At 69.3% G+C, this 19,774-nt stretch carries 10 protein-coding genes and 1 riboswitch; of the genes, 7 read left to right on the top strand and 3 right to left on the bottom strand.

Annotated features, from left to right (window positions below; genetic code table 11):
• Positions 1-13: 13 nt before the first annotated feature.
• The 6 genes from BKH20_RS02475 (at position 14) to BKH20_RS02450 (ending at position 15,508) form a co-directional block, all read left to right on the top strand.
• Complete coding sequence (locus BKH20_RS02475; protein ID WP_081381565.1) at positions 14-9,466, top strand: type I polyketide synthase; 9,453 nt, start codon at positions 14-16, stop codon at positions 9,464-9,466.
• Between the two features lie 137 nt (positions 9,467-9,603).
• Positions 9,604-10,137, top strand: coding sequence for a holo-ACP synthase AcpS (acpS, locus tag BKH20_RS02470; protein ID WP_075389810.1), 534 nt, complete (start codon positions 9,604-9,606; stop codon positions 10,135-10,137).
• A gap of 233 nt (positions 10,138-10,370) precedes the next feature.
• Complete coding sequence (putP, locus tag BKH20_RS02465) at positions 10,371-11,864, top strand: sodium/proline symporter PutP (RefSeq protein ID WP_075389809.1); 1,494 nt, start codon at positions 10,371-10,373, stop codon at positions 11,862-11,864.
• Positions 11,865-11,895: 31 nt separating this feature from the next.
• Positions 11,896-13,050, top strand: coding sequence for a glycerate kinase (locus BKH20_RS02460; protein WP_075389808.1), 1,155 nt, complete (start codon positions 11,896-11,898; stop codon positions 13,048-13,050).
• Between the two features lie 77 nt (positions 13,051-13,127).
• A riboswitch (FMN riboswitch) is annotated at positions 13,128-13,278 on the top strand.
• A 543-nt stretch (positions 13,279-13,821) separates the two neighbouring features.
• Complete coding sequence (locus BKH20_RS15000) at positions 13,822-14,409, top strand: ABC transporter permease subunit (RefSeq protein ID WP_256692992.1); 588 nt, start codon at positions 13,822-13,824, stop codon at positions 14,407-14,409.
• A 52-nt stretch (positions 14,410-14,461) separates the two neighbouring features.
• The gene (locus BKH20_RS02450; protein WP_075389807.1) at positions 14,462-15,508 is read left to right on the top strand and encodes an ABC transporter substrate-binding protein; all 1,047 of its coding nucleotides are present in this window, start codon (positions 14,462-14,464) and stop codon (positions 15,506-15,508) included.
• Positions 15,509-15,542: 34 nt separating this feature from the next.
• Here the strand turns inward: BKH20_RS02450 and BKH20_RS02445 are convergent, their stop codons facing one another.
• Entirely contained in the window at positions 15,543-16,196 is a 654-nt protein-coding gene (locus BKH20_RS02445) for a MerR family transcriptional regulator (protein ID WP_075389806.1), read from the bottom strand.
• A gap of 346 nt (positions 16,197-16,542) precedes the next feature.
• Here BKH20_RS02445 and BKH20_RS02440 point away from each other — a divergent pair, with 346 nt between their 5' ends.
• Positions 16,543-17,910: a DHA2 family efflux MFS transporter permease subunit gene (locus BKH20_RS02440; RefSeq protein WP_075389805.1), complete on the top strand. Its 1,368-nt coding sequence runs from the start codon at positions 16,543-16,545 to the stop codon at positions 17,908-17,910.
• On the opposite strand, the gene hisG is transcribed toward BKH20_RS02440, so the two are convergent.
• Positions 17,887-18,732: an ATP phosphoribosyltransferase gene (gene hisG, locus BKH20_RS02435; RefSeq protein ID WP_075389804.1), complete on the bottom strand. Its 846-nt coding sequence runs from the start codon at positions 18,730-18,732 to the stop codon at positions 17,887-17,889. The two genes, BKH20_RS02440 and hisG, sit on opposite strands and share 24 nt — an antisense overlap.
• A gap of 58 nt (positions 18,733-18,790) precedes the next feature.
• Positions 18,791-19,054: a phosphoribosyl-ATP diphosphatase gene (locus BKH20_RS02430; protein WP_010615230.1), complete on the bottom strand. Its 264-nt coding sequence runs from the start codon at positions 19,052-19,054 to the stop codon at positions 18,791-18,793.
• Positions 19,055-19,774 lie beyond the last annotated feature (720 nt).

Here is a 19,774-nt window from a genome sequence, read left to right as displayed (position 1 = left end):
GGACACCACTACCGTGCACACGAACTCGCAAGCCCCCAGCCCCGCGACCACCATCGCTGAGCGCCTGAGCGGAGGCGAGCCCTACATCATCACCTTCGGAGGACAGGCCACCCCCTGGCGCCAGACGCTGGCCGACCTGGTCTCCCTGGACCATGCCCTGGCCGATGACGTCGTGGCGGTCGACCGGGCCGTGGCCGAGCGCCTGGCCCCCGTGGCCACCGAGCTGCTCACCGTGACCCCGCGTGGCTCACGGCTCCTGGACGACGAGGCCGCTCCGGTCGCCCCCCAGTACCGCACCACCGCCGACGGCGCAGACGTCTCCGTGCCAGGCATCCTCATGGCCCAGCACGCGGCCCTGGCCTCGCTGCCCGGCGCCGGTATCGACCCGGCCGCCCACGCCCCGGTGAGCGCCATCGGCCACTCCCAGGGCGTCCTGGGTGTCAGCCTCCTCCAGGCCGTGCAGGCCGGCGAGCGCGAGAGCGTCATCGAGGTTCACGCCATCGCCCGCCTCATCGGTGCGGCGGCCACCCGTACCACCCGCCGCCTCGACCTGGGCACGGTGGGGGAGTCCACTCCGATGCTCTCGGTCCGCGGTGTCACTCGCAGTGTGCTCGACGCGGTCCTGGCCCGGGTCCCCGGCTCCGAGCGGATCTCCGTGGGCGTGACCAACGGCCGTCAGGCGCACATCCTCTCGGGACGCCCAGCCGACCTCGAGAGCGTTGTCACCGCGCTGGAGGCTGCCGCCGCCCGCAGCGCCAAGGCCCGCAAGGATCGCCGCCGTGGCGGCGCCGTGCTGGCCCCGGTCACCGAGTTCCTCACCACCTCGGTTCCCTTCCACACCCCGCTGCTCGCCGGTGCCGTCGACGACGTCGCCGCCTGGGCGGCCACCTGCGGCCTGAACGAGAAGCTCGCCCGCGAGCTGGCCACCGCCGTGCTCATTGACCCGGTCGACTGGCCCGGCCTGGTCACCGGGGCCCTCGCAGCCGGATCGGACGCCCCGGTGCGCACCGTCCTGGACCTGGGACCGGGCAATGTCCTGGTTCGTCTCACCGAGGGCGTCGTGGCCGGTACGGGAACCACCGTCGTGCCCGCGGGGACCGCCAAGGCCATCGACGACCTCGACCGCGCCGGCGCGGCCCCCCGCCCCGGCGTCGACCGCTCCCGCTTCGCCCCGCGCATCACCCGCCTGCCCGACGGCCGTCTCACCCTCGATACCGCCTTCACCCGCCTGACCGGGCGCAGCGCGGTGCTCCTGGCGGGAATGACCCCCACCACCGTGGATCCGGCCATCGTGGCGGCCGCCGCCAACGCAGGCTATTGGGCCGAGCTCGCCGGCGGGGGCCAGACCACCCCCGCCGTCCTGACCGAGAACCTTCAGGGCCTGGAGGAGGCGCTCGAGCTGGGGCGCACTGCGGCCTTCAACGCCATGTTCATGGACCGCTACCTGTGGAACCTGCACCTGGGGACCCAGCGGCTGCTGTCCAAGGCCCGCGCCGGGGGCGCCCCCATCGACGGCATCACCATCTCCGCGGGGATTCCCGAGTTCGAGGAGGCCACCGCCCTGCTCGAGCGCCTGCACGCCGAGGGCTTCCCCTACATCGCCTTCAAGCCCGGCACCGTGGACCAGATCCGTCAGGTCCTGGCCATCGCCCGCGCCGTGCCCGACAGCCCCGTCATCATCCAGATCGAGGACGGACACGCCGGGGGCCACCACTCGTGGGAGGACCTGGACACCATGCTCCTGGCTACCTACGACGCCATCCGCGCCGTGACCAACGTGGTGCTCGTCGTCGGCGGCGGCATCGGTACGCCCACCCGCGCCGCCGACTACCTCACCGGCCGCTGGGCCGAGGCCTACGGTACGGCCGCCGCCCCCGTCGACGGCGTCATGATCGGAACCGCCGCCATGACCTGCCTGGAGGCCAAGACCAACGACGACGTCAAGCAACTCCTCGTCGACACCCCCGGGATCCCCGAGGACTCCGGGGTCGAGGGCGGCTGGGTCGCCTCCGGGGAGTCCATCGGCGGCATGACCTCCGGGTTGTCCCACCTGCGTGCCGACCTCTACGAGATCGACAACTCCTCGGCCCGGGCCTCCCGCCTCATCCAGGAGCTCGCCGGTGACGAGGCCGCCATGGCCGCACGCCGCCAGGAGATGATCGACGCGCTGGCCAAGACCGCCAAGCCCTACTTCGGCGACGTCGAGGAGATGACCTACCTTCAGTGGGCCACCCGCTACGCCGAGCTGTGCGTCGCCCCCCACGAGGGGCGCTGCGCCACCCGCGCCGACTGGGCCGACGAGGGCTGGTACGACCGCTTCATCGACCTGCTGCACCGCATCGAGGCCCGCCTGAGCCGGGCCGACCACGGCGAGATCCCCACGCTCTTCGCCGACTACGACGCCGTCATCGACTCCGACGCCGCCCTGGCCTCCCTGGCCGAGCACTACCCGTCGGCCGCCTCCACCCTCGTGGAGCCCGTCGACGCCGCCTGGTTCGTCGACCTGTGCCGCAAGCACCCCAAACCCGTGCCCTTCGTGCCCGTGGTCGACGCCGATATCCTGCGCTGGTGGGGCACCGACTCCCTGTGGCAGTCCCAGGACCCGCGCTACACCGCTGACCAGGTGCGCATCATCCCCGGTCCCGTCGCCGTGGCCGGCATCACCACCATTAACGAGCCGGTCGGCGAGCTGCTGGGCCGCTTCGAGACCGCCGCCGTCGAGGCCCTCCAGGACGCCGGCACCGGCGAGCAGGAGGCCGCCGGCCGTCTGGGCGCCGCCCCCGCCGTGGCCGACGGCGTCCTGGCGGCCCCCGTGGCCGACGCCAAGGAGCTCGTCCAGGTGGCCCCCCACGTCCTGTGGAACGGCCACCTGACGGTCAACCCGGCCACCGTCCTGGGCGACGACGCCTACAACGTCGTCGCCCGCCCGGACGTGGCCGAGGACGTCTACGACCTCGACATCCGCCTCGACACCCACTGGGACGGCACTCCCGGCGGAGACAAGATCCACGCCGTGCGCCGCCTCGTGGTGCCGCTGCGCCTTGCCCGCGCCTGGGACGGCGCCGCCCCACTGGTCGACCCCGAGCGCATCAGCGAGACGATGAACGACCTGCTGCGGGCCACCGCAGGCGTGGGGGCCGTGTCCATCACGGGCGATAACGTCGACCACCTGCCCGAGGTCCGCCCCGCGCAGGACGGAGCCACGGACGTCCTGGGGCGTCCCGCCACCCAGCCCTTCGGCACCATCCACGGCTCCTTCACGCTGGCCAGTAACCTGGGCCACGACCACGCCTCGGTCACTGCCGACGCCTTGCCTGCGGACCTGTCCGCCGCGCCCTTCGTGCCCGACGCCCTGCTCGGCCCCTGCTGGCCGGTGGTCTACGCCGCCCTGGGCAGCGTCGTCGAGGACGGCATGCCGCTCATCGAGGGCCTGCTCGGCGCCGTCCACCTGGACCACACCATCGACCTGCACCTCACCCTCCACCAGCTCCAGGAGGCCGCGGCCACGACCAGCCCCACGATCAACGTCACCGGCTGGGTCGCCGCGCTGGAGGAGTCCAGTGCCGGCCGCGTCGTCGACGTGCGCCTGGAGCTGACCGACGCCTGCGACGGCACCGTCGTGGCACTCATGCGCGAGCGCTTCGCCATCCGCGGCCGTGCCTCCGGCAACGCCGTGCCCAGCGCCCCCGAGCTCGCCGGCGGTACCGGGCGCAAGACGGCCCCGGCCGCGCGCCGCATCCTGCGCCGCACCACCGTCACCGCGCCCGCGGACATGACGGCCTTCGCCCGGGTCACCGGCGACTTCAACCCGATCCACACCTCCTACAACGCCGCTCGCGTGGCAGGCATGGAGGCCCCGCTCGTCCACGGCATGTGGCTGTCGGCCACCGCCCAGCAGGTGGCGGCCTCCACCGCGGCCGACGGCTCGCGCCACGTCCTGGCCGGCTGGACCTACTTCATGACCGGTCCGGTGGAGCTGAACGACGATGTCGAGATCACCGTGGAGCGCACCGGCCTGGTGGTCGGCGGCGGCTACGTCCTGGAGGTCGTCTGCCGCATCAACGGCGAGGTCGTCTCCCGCGGCACCGCCGTGACGACGCCCGAGCCCACCGCCTACGTCTACCCCGGCCAGGGCATCCAGGCCCCCGGCATGGGCCTGGACGAGATGAACTCCTCCAAGGCCGCCCGGGAGATCTGGGAGCGGGCCGACGCCCACACCCGCGCCGAGCTGGGCTTCTCCGTCATCAACCTGGTGCGCGACAACCCCACCGAGATGACCGCCCGCGGCGTCACCTACCGCCACCCCGAGGGGCTGCTCAACCTCACCCAGTTCACCCAGGTAGCCCTGGCCACCGTTGCCATGGCGACCACTGCACGCCTGGCCGAGGCCGGCGCCCTCGTGGACAACGCCGCCTTCGCCGGCCACTCCCTGGGCGAGTACACGGCGCTGAGCGCCTACGGGCACGTCATGCCCGTGGAGACGACCATCTCGATCGTCTTCCAGCGCGGCTCCACCATGCACTCGCTGGTGCCGCGCGACGCCGACGGCGCCTCGAACTACCGCATGGGGGCCCTGCGCCCCAACCAGGCGGGCATCAAGGCCGACGAGGTCGAGGCCTACGTGCGCTCGATCTCCCAGGCCACCGGAGAGTTCCTCCAGATCGTCAACCACAACCTGGCCGGCGTTCAGTACGCCGTGGCAGGCACGATCAAGGGCCTGGACGCCCTGGCCGCCGACGCCCGCGCCAAGGCCAAGGCCCGCGGAGGCAAGAACCCCTTCATGTTCGTCCCCGGCATCGACGTGCCCTTCCACTCCGAGGTGCTGCGCCCCGGCGTGCCGGAGTTCCGCACTCGCCTGCTCGAACTCGTCCCCGAGAACCTGGACGTCGAGCGGCTGGTGGGCCACTACGTGCCCAACCTTGTGGCCCGACCCTTCGCCCTGACCCAGGACTTCGCCCGTTCGATCCTTCAGGTCGTTCCCTCCGAGCCCGTTGAGGAGATCCTGGCCAACTGGGACTCCTGGGTGAAGCGCCCCACGGAGCTGGCCCGCGTCCTGCTGGTCGAGCTCCTGGCCTGGCAGTTCGCCTCACCGGTGCGCTGGATCGAGACCCAGGAGGTCCTGCTGTCCTCCCCGAGCGAGGGCGGCCTGGGGATCGAGCACATCGTCGAGGTGGGCCTGGCGGGTTCCCCCACCCTGGCGAACCTGGCCACCAACACCCTGCGTCTGCCCCAGCACGCCGGGCGCCACGTGACCGTGCACAACGCTCGCCGCGACGAGGCCCGGGTGCTGGCCACCGACACCGACCCGGCCGTCGAGCTCACCGAGCCGGACTTCGACGTTCCGGCCGCGCAGGAGCCGGCTACTGAGGCCGAGGCTCCCGCGCAGAGCGCTGCGGCCGAGCAGGCTCCCGCTCCCGCCGCCGAGGCCGCACCCGCTGCGGCGGCTCCAGCCGCAGCCGGACCGGTGGACGACCTGCCCTTCGGTGCGACCGACGCCCTGACGGTGCTCCTGGCCCACGCCTCGCGCATCCGCCCCGAGCAGATCGGCGCCACGGACACCACCGAGACACTCACCAACGGAGTCTCCTCGCGCCGTAACCAGCTCCTCATGGACCTGGGCACCGAGCTCGAGCTCGCCTCCATCGACGGCGCCGCTGACGCCGACATGACGGCCCTGGCCGCCACGGTCGCCAAGGGGGCCCCCGGCTACAAGGCCTTCGGTCCCGTTCTCACCGAGGCCATCCGCGTGGGACTGGGCCGCCTTCTGGGCCCCTCCGGTGTACGCGCCTCCCGCATCGCTGACCGCGTTACCGGCACCTGGGGTCTGGGGCAGGGGTGGGTCTCCCATGTGACCGCCGCACTGTTCCTGGGCACCCGGGAGGGCTCCTCGATGCGCGGCGAGGACCTGGCCTCCCTGGGCTCCTCGGCCCCGCTGACCAGTGCAAGCGCCGTGGACGCCCTCATCGACTCCGCCGTCCAGGCCGTCGCCGCCGACCACGGTGTGGCCGTCTCCAAGCCGAGTGCCGGCGGCGCCGGAGGCGCAGTGGTCGACTCCGCGGCCCTGGACGCCTTCGCCCAGAGCGTCACCGGCTCCGAGGGCGTCCTGGCCACCACGGCCCGCACCCTCCTGGACGCCCTGGGCCTGGCCGAGAAGGCCACTGTCCCGGCTGACGCCGACGACGAGGCCTCCCGCACCCGGGCCGCCATGGCCGCCCTGGACGCCGAGCTGGGCGCCGGATGGGTCAAGTCCGTCACACCGGCCTTCGCCCCTGAGCGCGCCGTCCTCATCGACGACCGCTGGGCCACGGCCCGTGAGGACGTCGCCCGACTCGGCTCCGGCGAGACCGACCTGGATGCCTTCCGCCGGCTCCTGGCCCCCGAGCGCTTCGTGGGCCTGGGCCAGGCGGTGGCCGACCACGCCGCCTGGTGGGCCAAGCAGGTCAAGGCCTCCGACTTGGCCGACGGCGCCGAGCGCGCCGCCGTCCTGACCGCGATCGCCCAGGCCGCACCGAAGGCTCCCCAGGCCGGCGATCCCACGGTGCGCTGGTCCGAGGACGTCGCCGTCGTCACCGGTGTGGCCCCCGGCTCCATCGCCGCGGCCGTCGTCGGAGAGCTGCTGGCCGGTGGCGCCACCGTGGTGGCCACCAACTCGCGCCTGACCCACGAGCGCCTCGAGTTCGCCACCACCCTGTACCGCGAGCACGCCGCTGCCGGCGCCAAGCTGTGGATGGTTCCCTCGAACCTGTCCTCCTACCGGGACGTCGACGCCCTGGCCGAGTGGATCGGCAACGACCAGGTGGTCACCTCCGGCGGCTCCACCAAGGTCGTCAAGGAGGCCCTGGTCCCCACCCTCCTGTTCCCCTTCGCCGCGCCGCGCGTCTCGGGCACGCTGGCCGACGCCGGCCCCGCGGCCGAGTCCCAGACCCGCCTGCTGCTGTGGTCGGTGGAGCGCACCATTGCCGCTCTGAGCGCCATCGGCACCGACACCCACGTCGACCACCGTCTGCACGTGGTCCTGCCCGGCTCCCCGAACCGGGGCACCTTCGGCGGTGACGGCGCCTACGGCGAGGTCAAGTCCGCTCTGGACGCGATCGTCAACCGCTGGTCGTCGGAGCGGGCCTGGGCCCAGCGCGTCACTCTGGCCCACCCCCGTATCGGCTGGGTCAAGGGCACCGGCCTCATGGGCGGTAACGACCCACTCGTCGCCGCCGTCGAGGCAGCCGGGGTGCGCACCTGGACCACGGAGGAGATCGCCTCCGAGCTCACCGACCTGTGCACCACCGAGGTGCGTACCCGGGCGGCCCAGGCCCCGGTGACCGCCGACCTCACGGGGGGACTGGGTGACGACATCGACCTGGTGGCCCTGCGTGAGAACGCCGCTGCTCAGGGCGCCGAGCCCACCGAGGAGACAGAGGCCCCGGCCGTCATCAAGGCCCTGCCCACCCCGGTGGTCCCGACTCAGCCCACCGCCCCCCAGTGGGGCGAGGTGAGCGCCGACCTCGACGACCTGGTCGTCATCATCTCCACCGGAGAGGTTTCCACCTGGGGATCGGGTCGTACGCGCCGCGAGGCCGAGCTGGGTATGAGCAGCGGGGAGGACGTTGACCTGACCGCCGCCGGTGTCCTCGAGCTCGCCTGGGGCATGGGGCTGCTCACCTGGCAGGACAGCCCCAAGGCCGGCTGGTACGACACCGACGGGGAGATGGTCGAGGAGTCCGACATCCTGGAGCGCTACCGCGACGAGGTCGTGGCCCGCTGCGGTATCCGCCAGTTCGTCGACGACGGCGTCATCGCGCCGATCGCCGATGAGGAGGTCATCGTCTACCTCGACCGCGACATCACCCTGTCGGTTCCCGACGAGGCCACGGCCCGCACCATTGAGGCCTCCGACCCCGAGCACACGCTCGTGGTCCCCGACGCCGAGACCGGCGAGTGGACCGTCACCCGCCTGGCCGGCTCACTGGCCCGGGTGCCGCGACGCGCCGCGCTGTCGCGCACGGTTGGCGGCCAGTTCCCGCGCGACTTCGACCCGGAGCGCTGGGGCATCCCCGCCTCGATGACCCAGGGTATGGACCCGATCGCCTCCTGGAACCTGGTCACCACCGTTGACGCCTTCCTGTCGGCCGGTTTCACCCCGGCCGAGCTCCTCAAGGCCGTCCACCCTTCCGACGTGGCCTCCACGCAGGGCACCGGGTTCGGCGGCATGGAGTCGATGCGCAAGATGTTCGTCGGCCGGTTCCTGGGGGAGGAGCGTCCCAGTGACATCCTCCAGGAGGCCTTGCCCAATGTCGTGGCCGCCCACGTCATGCAGTCCTACATCGGCGGCTACGGCGCCATGGTCCAGCCGGTGAGCGCCTGCGCCACCGCGGCCGTCTCCATCGAGGAGGGCTGGGACAAGATCGCCCTGGGCAAGGCCGACGTCGTCGTGGCCGGCGCCATCGACGACATCTCGATCGAGTCGGTCGTCGGCTTCGGCAACATGAACGCCACCGCGGAGGCCGCGGCCATGCGCGCCAAGGGCATCTCCGACCGCCACTTCTCGCGCGCCAACGACCGCCGCCGCGGCGGATTCGTGGAGGCCGAGGGCGGCGGCACGGTGATCCTGGCCCGTGGCTCGGTGGCGGCTCGGATGGGGCTGCCGGTGGCCGGCGTGGTCGGTTTCGTCTCCTCCTACGCCGACGGCGCCCACACCTCGATCCCGGCCCCCGGCCTGGGCGCCCTGGGCGCCGGCCGCGGCGGGCGCAGCTCGCGCCTGGCCAAGGCCCTGGCGGCCCTGGGTGTGGAGGCTGACGACATCGCGCTGGTCTCCAAGCACGACACCTCGACCGGTGCCAACGACCCCAACGAGTCCGAGCTGCACACGCGTCTGGCGCGCGCACTGGGACGCTCCGAGGGCAACTCGCTGGTGGTGGTCTCGCAGAAGACCATCACCGGTCACGCCAAGGGCGGTGCCGCGGTCTTCCAGGTCGCGGGCCTGACCGAGATCCTCGCCTCCGGTGTGGCTCCCGGTAACGCCTCCCTGGACGTCGTCGACGCCCCCCTGGCTAAGGACGCCTTCTGGGTGTGGCCGCGCAGGCCCATCCGTCTGGCCGGCCGCGGCGGTCAGGACGGGCGAGTCCCCGGTGCCGGCCCAGTGCGAGCCGGCCTGCTGACCTCGCTGGGCTTCGGACATGTCTCCGGTCTCATCGCGATCGTCCACCCCGGCGCCTTCGAGGCCGCCCTGCGTCAGGCCGAGGGCCAGGAGGCGGTCGACGCCTGGCTGGCCTCCGCCAACGCCCGCCTGGCCGCCGGGACCAGGCGCCGCCGCGCAGGCATGATCGGCCGGGCCCCGCTGTTCGAGCAGGTCCAGGGCCGGCGTCTGGGGGAGGAGTCCAAGCAGCGCGACCCGCATGAGGTCGAGGCCGCCATGCTGCTCGACCCCGACGCCCGTCTGGGCTCCGACGGCGTCTACCACACCGGCGAGTAAGCCCATCACGATAGCGGACAGGGCCGGTTCTACAGACGACGGACACCGTCTGTAGAACCGGCCCTGTTTGATCCATATGGAGTTTTCAAAGGAATTGCGTTAATGATTCGTAAGTTTTACTTCATGAGTACTCCGTCATGACTGAGCCGCAGCTTCCGGACACGCCGCAGCCTTCCCCCGGTTCCACCGTTCTGGCAGTGGGCACGGACCTGGTGCACATTCCGGGTTTCTCCGCCCAGCTCGAGCAGCCCGGCACCGTCTTCGCACAACGAGCCTTCACTGTGCGCGAGCTCAGAGAGACCCACAACCGCTCGCAGGACAGGAGGACGAGTCCGGCCCAGCACCTGGCCGCACGCTGGGCGGCCAAGGAGTCCTTCATCAAGGCCTGGAGCCAGGCACACGTTCTGTGCGCAAATTGTCGCGGAACGAGTAGTTCTCCGGTTATCCTGGCCGAGGACGTCGACTGGCGTGAGATCGAGATTGTCACCGATCGGTGGGGCCGCCCTTCCTTACGCCTGAGCGGCACCGTTGCCCGTGCTGTTGAACGCAGCCTCGGAGAGGAGGTATCAACCCCAGGGTGTTGGCCGGTTTCCATGAGCCATGACGGTGATTATGCCGCGGCCATCGTCCTTCACGTGCGTCGAGTCGTGCCCACACAGAAGGAACGATGAAGAAACCTCGACCATGATCAAGTGAGTGGTCACTGCTGCCTATCATGTCACGTGCGGATTTCCACATCATCTGCGGTGCTTGTCTGCCACTCATGGTCGCGCCATCAGGAACATCAACGACGAGCCGCGACATACCGCGCACGCCGAGCCGGATCCCTCGAGAGGCTCCACGAGCCCTTTCTCCAACGGCGGCAGCGGTGTGTCTCCCCTCTGACTGACGTGAGGACATATTGATGACTGCCACTACCTACCAAGCCATCGCGATGATCGTCTATTTCGTGGCCATGCTCGCCATCGGGGGCTGGGCCTATCTGCGAACGGATAACTTCGACGACTACATGCTCGCCGACCGCGACCTCAATCCCTGGGTGGCGGCACTGTCGGCGGGAGCCTCGGACATGTCGGGGTGGCTGCTGATGGGACTGCCGGGGGCCCTGTATGTCAGCGGTCTGGTCGAGGGGTGGATCGCTGTCGGACTGACGGCCGGGGCTCTGGCGAACTGGCTGCTGGTGGCTCCTCGCCTGCGCGCTTACACGGAGGTCGCCAACAACTCCATCACGGTCCCCAGCTTCCTGGACAACCGGCTCCACGACACGCACCGGTTGCTGCGGTGGTCCAGCGGCCTCATCATTCTGGTCTACTTCACCTTCTACGTCTCCTCCGGCATGGTCGCCGGCGGCCGTTTCTTCGAGTCCTCCTTCGGCATGGACTACCACCTCGGCATGGTCATCGTCGCCGCCATCACCGTGGTCTACACGCTGATCGGCGGCTTCCTGGCCGTGTCCTACACCGACTTCGTCCAGGGAGTCATGATGGTGGCCGCCCTGGTCATGGTGCCCGTCGCCGGGATCATTCGACTCGGGGGAGTGTCCAACCTGATGAAGGCCGTCTCCGAGGTTGACGCCCACTACTGGGTCGTCTGGGGGCCGACGACGACGCTGCTCGGCGTCATCTCGGCACTGGCCTGGGGCCTGGGCTACTTCGGACAGCCGCACATCATCGTCCGGTTCATGGCCATCCGCAGCCCCAGGGAGGCCGTGGCCGGCGGCACCATCGGAATCGGCTGGATGCTCTTCGCGGTGCTCGGTGCTGCCGGCACCGCCGTCGTGGGCGTAGCCACCTACCACCACGACAAGAAGCAGCTGGCCGACCCGGAGACCGTCTTCATCACCCTGGGCAAACTGCTCTTCCACCCGTTGGTCGCAGGATTCATGCTGGCAGCCATTCTTGCCGCCATCATGTCGACGATCTCCTCTCAGCTGCTCGTCACCTCCTCGGCGCTCATTGAGGACCTGTACGGCTCCTTCGCCCGAACCCGAGAGGACAAGATCAGCGGCAACCGCATGGTGCTCTACTCGCGCATGGCGGTATTCGCCATCGCCCTGGTCGCCGCGATCATGGCCTGGAATGACAGTAAAACGATCCTCGCGCTCGTGGCCTTCGCCTGGGCCGGCTTCGGCGCCTCCTTCGGCCCCACCATTCTGCTGTCGCTGTACTGGAAGCGCTTGAGCGTCATGGGTGCCTTCGCGGGAATGATCACTGGGGCCGTCGTCGTCATGATCTGGGGGAACGTCTCCGGCGGTCCGGGCGGCATCTTCGACCTCTATGAGATCGTGCCCGGATTCCTGAGCAACCTGGCCGTGGCCTGGGCCGTGTCCCGCACGAGTCAGTCATCGAAGGAGATCTCCGAGGAGTTCGACGCCGCTGTCACCGCCTCGCGGGCATAGCCGGCCTGGGTGGTTGGACAGTACCGCAACCATGAGGATCGTCATCGCACCCGACTCCTTCAAGGAGTCCATGACCGCCGTGCAGGCCGCTCGGGCCATGGCGGTCGGGGTGCGCGACGCCCTGCCCACCACATGCGTGGTCGATCAGGTCCCCGTCTCCGACGGCGGAGAGGGTTTCGCCGAGGCCGTCACGGCCGCCTGGGGCGCCTCGTGGCAGGAGGTGACCACGGTTGACGCCCTGGGCCGGCCCCGGATGGCGGGCTTCGGACTCGACGGCGATCGGGCCGTTGTCGACCTGGCCTCCAGCGTGGGGCTGGAGCACATCGCGCCGGGAGAGCGGGACGTCATGCGCTCCTCGACCGCAGGGCTCGGCCATGTCATCACTGCCGCGGTCGACGCCGGCGCCCGCTCACTGCTCATCGGTCTGGGTGGGTCGGCCTCCAACGACCTGGGCCTGGGGATGCTCGTGGCGCTGGGCGCCCGCTGCCTGGACGAGCGGGGAGGTGAGGTGGAACCGGTACCCGCCGAGTTCTCCCGCATCCGGCGGATCGAGGTCGGGCCGGCTCGCCGTCGCCTCGAGGGCGTGAGCATCACGGTGGCCGGTGACGTGACGAATCCACTCACGGGTCCCCACGGCGCGGCAGCCGTCTTCGGACCGCAGAAGGGACTGTTCGGGCCTGCGATCACGTGGGTTGATGGCGAGGTGACGCGCCTGGCCGCAGTCCTCGGCCTGAGCCACTGGGCCTGCCGCCCGGGCACCGGGGCGGCAGGCGGCACCGCCTTTGCCCTGGCAGCTGTTCTCGGGGCGGAGCTTGCCACCGGCATTGATCACCTGGCTCGCGTCGTCAGACTGCGTGAGCGGCTGGAAGAGGCCGACCTGCTGCTGACAGGGGAGGGGACCGTTGATGGGCAGTCCTTGAATGGCAAGGCGGTCAGCGGAGTGCTCCGCCTGGCCTGCGAGTACGGGGTGCCCTCCATCGTCTTCGCCGGACGGGTCAGGATCGATGCCGCGGCACAACAGCGTCTGAGTGATCTGGGAGCCCAGCGCATCATCCAGATCTCCGATCCTTCCGAAGCACTGGAGACGTCTCTTAGACGGGGCCCGGAACATCTGCGCCGGGCGGTTGCGGACGCCGTGGGTCACTGTTCCGCTGATGGTGGCCAGCTCGAGCCGCGCTCTGAATGACATCCCGCGAGCACGCTCAGCCATGAAGAGGTCCCGGGTACCGTCGTGGGACGGTTGCGTTGTATCCTTACCGCCAGCAACGTGCTCCGGGGTCGGTGAAAGTCCGAACCGGCGGTCACAGTCCGCGACCCGCTCGCACCACACCCGCCTGAAGCGGCTATGGATGCGACGGCTGAGCCGGTGGAACTCCGGCACCGACGGTGAAAGTCCGGAGGGGAGGATGCGCGTGGCGCTCGGCGGGGAGACCCGCAGCTCGAGACAGTGTCCCGAGCTCACGGACAGCCGTGAGCTCACCGGGTGGTGAACCGAGCGGGTGCCCAGCACGTGTGTGCGCCGACCGACGGTGCACAGGCGGACCCCGGTACAGCCGGGAGCGCCCGTTCCCGGAACGTCCCGGGAAGGACACCACCGTGTACAGCCCCAGCCCCATCGGCAAGGCCGCACGCCCCCACGCTTCCCCCGCCGAGCCGCCCAGTGACGTTCCTGAGCCGTCGACATCCTCGGCCTCGTCGATGACCTCCCTGTCAGAGTCGTTCTCAGAGTCGCCGTCCAGGCCTTCGGCTCGTCGCCGACGTCGCATCCGCGCTGCTGAGCGGAGCGGGCCGTTTCCCGCCGTCGTCCTGGGAGCGGCACTGCTCATCATCTGGCAGCTCGTCGCCGGCTCGGGGGCCGTCCCCGAGATCTTCCTGCCCAGCCCCTGGGCGGTCGTCACCCGCCTGTGGCTGAACCTCACTCAGGCCGGGCTGGGATGGAGAGCCTGGATCACGCTGCGTGAGGCCCTCCTCGGCTGTCTCCTGGCCGCCGTGTTCGGCTCTGCCCCTGGCCTGGGCCCTGTACCGCTGGCGGCTGTTCTCCCGAACCGTCCTGCCCTATGTCGCTGCAAGTCAGGCGGTTCCCGGCATCGCCGTCGCGCCCCTCATGGTGCTGTGGATCGGTTACGGAACTCTTCCCATCGTGGTCCTGTGCGCCTTCATGGTCTTCTTCCCCATCACCATCACGGTGCTCCTGGGGCTTCGCGGCCTGGACGCCGACGTCATGGACGCCGCCCGGCTCGACGGCGCTCATGGCCTGAGCATGCTCATCCACATGGAGCTTCCGATGGCCTTGCCGGCGATCTACACCGGGTTGCGCACCGGTTTCACCCTGTCAGTCACCGGTGCGGTCGTCGGCGAGCTCATCATGGGCGGCGAGGGCCTGGGGACAGTGCTCTCCACGCAGCAGAGCCGGGGCGACACGACCGGCGTATTCGCCACGATCACGCTCCTGTGCGTGCTGGCCACAACCATCCACTGGGTGCTCCATGAGCTCGAGCGACGCAGCCGCACCGTGGACGCCCTACGAGGCCGACGCGCCACCTGAGCCCTGCGCGGCTTCCGCTTCTCACCCCTCCGACACAAGGAAACTCCTCATCATGGCTGTCTCTCACCTCGTCGTCTCCCAGTCACTCCTCTCGCGCCGCCGGCTGCTGGCAGGAGGCCTGGCGCTCACCGGCGCCGGAGCACTTGCCGCCTGCTCCTCGGGGACCGCCAGCCGCGCGGCGTCGGCCTCGGCGGCCGGAGGCGCACTGACAATCGGCCTGACCTACACGCCGAACATCCAGTTCGCCCCCTTCTACATGGCTAAGAATGACGGGACATACGCCACGAACGTGACACTGCACCACCACGGGGCGCAGGACGGTCTCTTCGACGCCCTCCAGAGCGGCCATGAGCAGCTCGTCGTCGCTGGCGCCGACGAGGCGGTGGTGGCTACCTCCAACGGCTCCGACCTCGTCGTCGTGGGCGGCTACTACCAGTCCTACCCGGCCTGCCTCATCGTCCCGGAGAGCTCGCCGATCAAGGCTCCCGCGGACCTCAAGGGCAAGACCGTCGGCACTCCAGGCCGCAAGGGTGAGACCTGGTACGCCCTCCAGCTGGCCATGTCCACGGCCTCCCTGACCGAGTCCGACCTGACGATCCAGGACATCGGCTACACCCAGCAGGCTGCGCTCGTCGGCGGCAAGGTCGACGCCGTCGTCGGCTTCTCCAACAACGACGCGATCCAGATCCGTCAGGCCGGCACCCCCGTGCGTACTATCCAGGTCGCCGACCGGATCCCCCTCGTGGGCGTCTCGCTGGTGACAACCCGATCCCTGCTGGACTCCCGTCGCCAGGACCTCGAGACCGTCGTCAAGGCCTCGATCAAAGGCATGACCGCCTTCGTCAAGGACCCCGACGCGGCGGTCGAGGCCACCAAGGAACACATGGACGACCTCAAGGTGGATCAGACGCAGGCGAAGCGCGCCCGCGAGGTCGCCGTGGCCACCGGCAAGCTGGTCAGCGGCGACGGCAGCCACCCCATTGGTTCGGTGCGGGTAGACGACGTCGCCGCCATGATCGAGTTCCTCACCTCCCACAAGCTCCTGGGCGACAAGAAGACGCCCAAGGCCGCCGAGGTGTGCGTTCCCCTAGGGCAGTAAGTACACGGGTGTCAGGGGCGCGCCGGTCGCGTCGTCATTCCTCCGGCGGGGATTCCGGTGTCGGATCCTGCTCGCCGTCGTGGTGCTCGTAGTGAGCCATGCCCAGCTCGCGGTGCGCGATGCGCCGTAGCGCAAGGAGTACCGGCTCGTAGACCACGGTCCCCAGGACCGCCTGCCTCACCGAGTCCTCGCGCGACTGCCAAGGGACACGCTCGATATCGGCGCGCGCAGTCCGCCGCGCGGCCTCGACGTAAACGGCCAGCTGCTCCGAGCTCATGGCCATACCGATCTCCTCAGCGAAAGCCAGGGCCACGTCGAGGTGCCTGACCGCAGGATGCTCGGGGGAGCAGGGCAGGCCGAACTGCTCCAGTACCACACGCGCCTTGCCCGCCCTCGACTCCTCGTGCTGGTGAGGGGCTGGGATCGCCTCAGTTGCGAACTTCATCGCCTCCCACGGCTCCTGATCCGGTTGATTGATCACGTCGATGACATCACGCACCTGATCAATGGATGCGCCTAGGACGTGCATGAGTCCCCGAATGAGGCGCAACCTCTCCAGGTGCTGAGTCCCGTAGTCAGACTGCCGCGCGTTAACGGGCGTACCGGCGGGTAGGAGGCCTTCGCGGATGTAGTACTTGATCGTCGCCACCGGGGTCCCGGACTCCTTGGCGAGCTCCGAGATACGCATGGTCCTCCTTCTTCAGCGGCGTCGCCGGGCCGTCGTGCGATGCTGGTCCGAGCATACGAGCGCACACGGCCCCCGAGGCTCACGCGCGCCGATACCAAGGTTCGAAGGGAAACAGCTCCACCACCTGAGACGGCAGAACGGCGGCAATGTCTCGCGTGACCTAGTTGACAGAGAGCGTTGGGTTGACATGTAGATAGCGACGGTATCTACTTAGATCGATACTTTCACTATCCAGTTAGGAGTCGTCTTGTCCACCCAGACCACACATCGTTCGCTCGGCGAGCCTTCCCCCACCTCGCCAACCACCGGAACCGGGGACCATCATCGAATCCCTCCTGCGTGGGTCATGCTTGCAATCGCCCTTCCCACCCTGATGACGTCACTGGACTCATTGGTGGTCACGATCGCGCTTCCGCAGATTCACCGGGACCTGGGGGCCTCGGTCACCGAGCTGCAATGGTTCGTCAATGCCTACACGCTCACTTATGCCACCTTGATCCTGCCAACCGCAGCACTGGGGGACCGGATCGGGCGCCGCAAGCTCTTCCTGTGGGCGGTGTTCCTGTTCACCTCAGCCTCAGCTCTGGCAGCACTGGCCTCCACACCCTTGGCACTCATCGGCGCCCGGGTGGTCCAAGGTGCCAGCGGGGCGGCCATCGGCTCACTGTCCCTGGCGCTCCTGGCCGACGCCGTACCCCCGCACCTGCGAGAACTCGCCATCGGTGTGTGGGGCAGCGTCAATGGCTTGGGTGTTGCCGCCGGCCCCATCGTCGGAGGCGCCGTCGTTGAGGATCTGCACTGGAGCTTCATCTTCTGGATCAATCTCCCAGTGGGCGCCCTGTCCCTGTCACTGGGATGGTGGAGTCTTCGCAACGTCGTCACCGTAGACAGGTCTGAGGCTCGGTCAACCGACCTCACGGGACTGGCGATGGCGGCGACCTTCGTCTTCCCGTTGACCTGGGCACTGGTGGAGGGCAGCAGCCGCGGCTGGACCAGCCCCCTGGTTCTTGGATGCTTGGCTCTGACACTGGCCTCACTGGCCGGCTTCATCTGGCGGGAGCGCACCGCTCGTAGTGCTTTTGTGCCAGCGCGCCTGTTCCGCGACCGGAGCTTCGACCTAGTCAACACCGTAGCGATGCTCTTCTCCGCAGGGATCTTCGGATCAGTGTTCCTCGTCAGTCAGTACCTTCAGATCGGGATGGGCTTTGGCCCACTGGAGTCGGGACTGCGCGCAGCACCATGGACCATGGTTCCCATGGTGGTGGCCCCGGTGGCAGGAGTGCTCGTCAAGCGCTACGGGCCACGGGCGGTGCTACTGATCGGTATGGTGCTGCAGACGGCGGCAGTAGGGTGCTTCGTGCTCCTGGCACACACGAGCAGCGGTTACGGCCCCTACGTCCTGCCCATGCTCATCGCAGGTACTGGCATGGGGCTGACCTTCTCCCCGTTGGCAACCGCAGTCCTGGAGGGGATCGCGTCTCAGGACCGTGCCATCGTCTCGGGGGTCAATCAAACGGCTCGTCAGCTGGGGACGGCCACAGGCATCGCGCTGTGCACTGCCCTTTTCACCACCTTCGGCGCTTACGCCCCTGGCGAGAGATTCACCGCCGGACTCGTCCCAGCGCTGGGCGCCTGCACGGTTTTGCTGGTAGCGGCCACAGCACTTGTCATTGCCATGCCTCGCGGCCGGTTACAGCCGGCAGGCCAGGAGTGAGGAGACAAGGATGGCGCGCGCCCCGACCTCGTAGAGCTCGTCCATGACCCGGTTCATGTCCGCTCGCGGGACCATGGCGCGCACCGCCACCCAGTCAGGGTTCTGCAGCGGGGAGACGGTGGGGGACTCGATGCCCGGGGTGAGGGCCGTCGCCAGGTGCAGCTTGTTCATGGGGATGTCGTAGTCCACGAGCACGTAGGCGCGGGCGCGCAGCACCCCCTCCAGCCGCCGCACGAGCGTGGCCAGGCCGGGCTCTGCGCGGAACTGCTCGGTGGTGATGAGCACGGCCTCGCTGACGAGGATCGCATCCCCGAAGGTCTCCAGGCCGGCCGCCCGCAACGTCGTACCGGTCTCGACGACGTCGGCGATGAGGTCGGCCACACCCAGCTGGACGGAGGACTCCACGGCGCCGTCGAGGTGAACGGTCTGGGCCTCCACGCCCCGGGAGGCCAGGTAGCTGCGCACCAGGACGTCGTAGGAGGTGGCCACGCGGCGCCCGGCGACGTCGGCCAGTGAGCTCATCGTGCCCTTGGGGGCGGCGAAGCGGAAGGTGGAACGGGCAAACCCCAGGGGCAGGTGCTCGACGGCGTCGACCCCCGAGTCCAGCAGCAGGTCCCGGCCGGTGATACCGGCGTGCACGGTGCCCTGTCCGACGTAGACGGCGATGTCGCGCGGACGCAGGAAGAACAGCTCGACATCGTTGGCCTCATCGACGAGCACGAGCTCACGGCCCGCACGGCGGGTGCGGTAGCCCGCCTCGGAGAGCATGGTGATGGCGGGATCGGACAGGGAGCCCTTGTTCGGGACGGCGATACGCAGCACGGCGGTTCCTGATCTGTGGTGGGGGAGTCGAATGAGGAGGCTTGAGAGGCCTGGGGACCTACAGGTAGCGGTAGACGTCCTGGAGGCTGTAGCCCTTGGCAACCATCATGACCTGGGCGTGGTAGAGCAGCTGGCTGATCTCCTCGCAGGCGGCCTCATCGGACTCGTGCTCGCAGGCCATCCAGGCCTCGGCGGCCTCCTCCACGAGCTTCTTGCCGATGAAGTGGACCCCGCGGTCCAGCTCCTCCACCGTTCCGGAGCCCTCAGGGCGGGTGGCTGCCTTGTGCTGCAGCTCGTCGAAAAGGTCTTCAAAGGTCTTCATGGGCCTAGGTTATCGGAAAGCCGGTGGTCCGATGACCGACTCCGTGCCATCTCGTGACGTCTGAGGCTCCGGTAGGGGTGGGCCACCTGGACATGTGATGGCTTGTTACCCATTGTGCTGCGGGAAGGCGGCTGGACGCCCTCAGTCGTTCTGATGGCGTTCGGGATGTACTGCACGAGAGTCAAGAGCCTACAGGGCAAGGTTCAGAGGCACCTCCAAGAGAGTCGGGGTGCGTGCAGTGCGCACGCTCTGGCCATACATCTACATCCCCACCTTCGTGGAGTAGACCGATCCAAGGGGATCGGCTCGGGGGAGCGTTGGACCGGACCGCAGGGAGCCTGTACAGAAGCTCGTAGAGAACGGACAAGGGCAGCTGAAGCGAAGGCGCCCGGATCCGCCATAAGTACTACTCCAGTGTCGATCACGCCAGCGGCTCGGGGCTAGCACGACAGGCACTGGCTCCTTCGCCGTATGCGCGCCTGGCGTTCATCGTCAGAACTCTGCGGTTCAGGCGCGCCTCCTTGGCACGTGGTGAGGGAAGCAGCGTTCGGCAGGCTACGGGGATTCTGCCGGTTCGTGAGGAGCGTGGGGGAGTCCTGTGTCAGAGGTTTTCCACAGGGTGTCTTGAGGGGCTGGTGTGGGGGCGTTGGTGCGGGTAGTGTCAATACACCGCTTGGACGGGCAGTGCTGCCCGGCCGGGCGGGGTATGGAGTTGTTTCG

The sequence above is a fragment of the Actinomyces oris genome, assembly GCF_001937445.1.
In the GTDB taxonomy this organism is placed as follows: Bacteria; Actinomycetota; Actinomycetes; order Actinomycetales; family Actinomycetaceae; genus Actinomyces; species Actinomyces acetigenes.
Note: the sequence above shows the minus strand (reverse complement) of the source record. Positions and strands in the feature narration are given on the sequence as shown.